At 47.6% G+C, this 4,346-nt stretch carries 3 protein-coding genes; all 3 read right to left on the reverse strand.

All coding sequences use genetic code 11. The features are described from left to right. Positions 1-135 precede the first annotated feature (135 nt). Complete coding sequence (locus QT974_RS31700; protein ID WP_333472345.1) at positions 136-1,215, reverse strand: patatin-like phospholipase family protein; 1,080 nt, start codon at positions 1,213-1,215, stop codon at positions 136-138. Positions 1,216-1,382: 167 nt separating this feature from the next. Continuing rightward, positions 1,383-3,479, reverse strand: coding sequence for a HEAT repeat domain-containing protein (locus tag QT974_RS31705; protein ID WP_333472346.1), 2,097 nt, complete (start codon positions 3,477-3,479; stop codon positions 1,383-1,385). A 218-nt stretch (positions 3,480-3,697) separates the two neighbouring features. Continuing rightward, positions 3,698-4,057 carry a nitrite reductase small subunit NirD gene (nirD, locus tag QT974_RS31710; protein WP_333472347.1) on the reverse strand — a complete coding sequence of 120 codons (360 nt, stop codon included), beginning with the start codon at positions 4,055-4,057 and terminating at the stop codon, positions 3,698-3,700. Between the last annotated feature and the right edge of the window lie 289 nt (positions 4,058-4,346).

A 4,346-nucleotide genomic window follows, 5' to 3' on the forward strand; every position in this document is an offset into this window, starting at 1 on the left:
GTGGGAGAAAACGGCCTCGGCGAGCGTTCGCTGTTCGATGATGGGGGAAGCGGTGAGATTTGCGATCGCCCTTTTGTGGGAATGAATAGACATAAAATCCAGCCCCCATTAAAAATCCTCCCACCGGATCTCGATTTAACTTTGCGATTTGTTAGAATATAGTTCAGTGTCCTGCTTCAAAAGCTCGCACAACTCATCCAAACTTTCCTGACGCTGTTCAATCAGCTTTTTACCTCGCTCCTCTAGGTACTGAATATTACTGGGACTTGCGTTGTCCATTTGATCGTGACCATTATCGCTACTCAATGGAGTTTGAAAACGATAGTAGTTTCTGTTCTCTCCTTTAGTCACCATTAGCTGATTGAGTTGATACGCAACAGATTCGCTTTGACCATCTAGAACAACGTTAAGTAAGGGAAGTGCCCATTTAGCTTGTCCCCAATTTTTAACGTCTCTATACTTATATTGCTTAGTTAGTGAGCCAGTACCCAAAGAAACAACAAGGGTATCATTACGTTGTAGTTCTTCAGCATTTTTCTGCTTTCTTTTGTAAGAAATCATCGCCTCCATCATTGCGAGTGAGGAAGGATTATTTGCAAAAATTCCGCCATCTACCAAAGCGTAATATCCCTCATCAGTATGATGTGCTGTTTCGAGTTTGTAGGGTGGAAAGAATGTCGGTGCAGCAGAAGTTGCCATTGCTGCCTCAAACATTTTGAATCCCCTACATATTTTGCGGCTATCGAGACTATCGGGTTGCTCTGCGTACCGATTGCTTGTAAAAAAAATTGGTGCTCTCAGTTCGATATCATAGCTCGTGATGAAAATTTCTCGTAATGCATCTTCAACCTTAGCTTCACCTAGAAGCTCCTTTAAAACTTCTTGCTTACCTTGTGGGTTGTGCTTGGGTTGTACCAAATCATCAAGCTCCCCTGGAATATACTCATTAAAAATCTTTTGTCCATATTTGTGATAGAAATTTACAAGTTCTGCCGCTGTATACTCTGGCTCATGATTGATGTTAGAGTCTGAGTTGCGTTTAGTTAAACCGAGTGCTAAAATTCCTCCTGTTGAAGTGCCTGCAATAAAATCAAACATTGTTGCTATGCGTTTTCCTGTGCGCTCTTCAATGTAGTTGAGAACGATCGCAGGAATAATACCCCGAATACCACCACCATCAATTGAGAGAATTCTTCTCTTGAATTTAGTACCCATAATACGTACTCCTTGATATCTTGCTTAAATGGTCAACAAAACTGATTCTAAGAACTGGTTGCTTCGGCGCAAAGTATCTTTTAGACCAAAGCAAATTCATCTACCATCAAAAGAGGTGATCATCCGGATAACCGCAGCAGATATCAAAGAAGACGATTAGTTTCTGTTTACCAATCTTGGCTCCCCAGCCGGCGGCCCGCTAAAGCCCTCACTTGCTCGTCTGCGTCGGAAACTGCGAGCGATCGCACCAATGGCAAAGTTTCGGCATTTTCGGGATAATGTTCGATAATTGCTTCGAGTGCTGTAAACCGGGGATTGTAAGCAAAAGAACCGGTTCTATCGTAGGGATCGGTAAGAGCTCTGCGGCGCAAAAACTCAAACATTCCCGGTTCGTCCTTCCATCCCCGAATTAACTCTACCAGGGCGATCGCCCGCACCTGCGAATTTTCATCTTGGGCGGCCCTAATTTTCAGCCACTCAAAAGTTTGAGACCCATTTGTCCGCCCCCGGGCTAACTTTTGCAAAGCGATTTGTCTGAGGGCCGGACTCTCATCGCCCTCTGCTTTAGCCTCCAGCATCCGCAAAGTTTCAGCAGCATCGGGCCAGTTTCGAGCGAGTTCCTGTACCGCCACTTCGCGCACCTCCTCATCTCCAGCATCAAGCTGAATTTTCAACCAAGGCAAGGTTTCCGGCTCTTCTGGCCATCCCCGCGCTATCTCTCGCACCAGCACGCTCAGCAAGTGAGCATCTTGTTCCGAATCGGCTAGTTGCTTGAGAAAAGGCAGCGTCTCGCCTCTGTGTCGCCAGCCTCTTGCTATCTGTTCCACCGCCGTTTCTCGGACGTTGATGTGTCTGTCTGATTCAGCCAGATTTTTCAACCACTCAAAGACTTCGAGACTGGGTGACGGTAACGTGGCTGCGGCGACTACTACCACTTGGCGCACAGTCCAATAATCGTCTGAGTCAGCAACAGATTGTAGCAGCGGCAGTGTTTCTGGGCTGTCTGGCCAACCTGCGGCGATCTGTTGCAGGGCTATTTCGCGCAGTTCGGCGTCGAGATCGCTCGTAGCTATATTTTGCAAAAAAGCCAGAGTTTCGGGCTTAGATGGCCAGCCAGAGGCAATTCCTTGGACAGCCGCCTGCTGGACGGTGGAACTCGCGTCCGACTCAGCGAGACTTTTCAGCAGCGGGTAAATATCTGGTTCGCCCGGCCACTTTCGCGAGGCCAATTCTTCGATCGCTGCTGTGCGCACTTCTTCGCTACTGTCGGAGGCTGCTAGAGTTTTCAGGAGCAAGCAAACCTCGGCATCGGCGGGCCAGCCTGCTGCTAATTCGCGCACCGCTACTGTTCGCAGGGTAGAACTTCCTGTCTGGGCAAGGTTTTTGAGCTGGGACACCGTGCCTAAAACGCTGTGCCAACCTCTGGCTATTGCTTGCCACGCTACGACTCGCACTCCCAAATTTTCGTCGGATTCGGCGGCCGTTCTCAGCAGCAGCAAGGTATCTGTGCGATCGGGCCAAGTTCGGGCCAACTGTTCTAGGGCGCAGGTGCGGACGGCGGGGCTGCGATCGGATTGAGCCAGAACCGCCAGCAGCGGCAAGGTATCGCTTTTAGAGGGCCAACCAGAAGCCATTTCTTCGATCGCGGCCGATCGCACTGCCCAACTTCGATCGGATTTAGCCAGGTTTTTGAGCATCAGGTAAATTTCTGGATCGTCAGGCCAACCGCCGGCTATGGCTTTGACTGCTGTGGCCCGGACTTCGCCGCTGTCGCTGGAGTGTGCTAGTATTTTCAGCCAGGGCAGAGTTTGCGGGTCGTTTTTCCAAGTTTGGGCGATCGCCGCGATCGATCGATAACGAATTTGATAAGTTTCCTGCAATTCTTGAGCGCTTTGATAAAGAATCAGAAAAACCGTACCGTATTGCGATAACTTTTTTAAAGCATTTAACAGTTTTTTTTCAGTTGCTTGATTAACACCGCATTTAATTTTTGACAAGCATTCTGCTGCTAGAAAAAAATTAATAAATCTTTCTTGTTGACCGTTGATAGCGGTCAGATATTCTATAATTTGGTTCGCTGTTTCTCGATCGACCTTAGCTGCAATTTCTGTGAGTAAATCATGTAAAGATTCGTCGCGCCAGTGCTGGCCGAAAACTTGTGTTGTAAGTTCCACCCCAGTCAGTTGACCAGTTTTGAGTTGTGCGTCGATTAACTCGGCCACAGTCTGGGGATTATTTTCGGAAACAATTTTTTTAAACAACATACCGATCTCCTGCCCCCTGGATTTTGTTAGTCTCGAAAATCTGAAATCATCTTTGTTATTAGTTTAGACCTTTTTGAGTTGGGCGAGTATGCAGCCGACGATCGAATCTATTTTATACCAAAGCTACTTGCTCTGGAGAGCTTCAAGGCAAAATCCGCCACCACCCAAAATTCCTTTGGGTGGTGGCGGATCGATATCGAACAATTAAGCCTTTGAATTTAGCTAACAGCTACCTGCACGCGAGATCCTGTCACCCGAACCCTAAAAGTCTGAATTTTTACGGTTTCATCGTCCAAACACTGGCCCGTAGCCAAGCTAAAATTCTGCTTGTAGATGGGAGAAGCAACTTTCAGAGTGCCGTTGCGATCGCCCACAAGTCCTCGGGACAACACAAAAGCCTTGCTAAACGGGTCGTAATTGCTCAAAGCATACAGTTCATCCCCGTTTCCCACTCGGAAAACAGCCACTTGTTCCCCAGCCACCAAAGCGCAAACTCCTGTATTTGGGGCGATCGCATCCAGGGAACACACATCTACCCAAGTTGTTACTGTATCGGAAACCTGTAATGATTGAACCATTTTTTTCCTGTTAATTTAATATGACTAATCTCGTTCCCAGTCTACGGCTTTCATCGTATCAACAATTAGCTAAAACCTACGAGCGCTCTCGTTTGTCTGGGAGCCTCGATCCCCCTCGCATCCCCCGATCAAAGGGGGACGCAAGATAATACTCCTGTTCCTCCCTTTTTTTAATGGGGTTAGGAGAACTTTGATAATACTCCTGTCCCTCCCTTTTTTTAATGGGGTTAGGAGAACTTTGATAATACTCCTGTCCCCCCCTTTTTAAGGGGGGAGATCGGAAGAGCGT

The sequence above is a fragment of the Microcoleus sp. BM001215392 genome, assembly GCF_036700185.1.
Classification (GTDB): Bacteria; Cyanobacteriota; Cyanobacteriia; order Cyanobacteriales; family Microcoleaceae; genus Microcoleus.

Bases quoted from the DNA above. Each gene is read 5' to 3' on its own strand.
- QT974_RS31700 (WP_333472345.1), bottom strand. From the start codon at position 1,215: ATGGGTACTAAATTCAAGAGAAGAATTCTCTCAATTGATGGTGGTGGT.
- QT974_RS31705 (WP_333472346.1), bottom strand. From the start codon at position 3,479: ATGTTGTTTAAAAAAATTGTTTCCGAAAATAATCCCCAGACTGTGGCC.
- nirD (WP_333472347.1), bottom strand. From the start codon at position 4,057: ATGGTTCAATCATTACAGGTTTCCGATACAGTAACAACTTGGGTAGAT.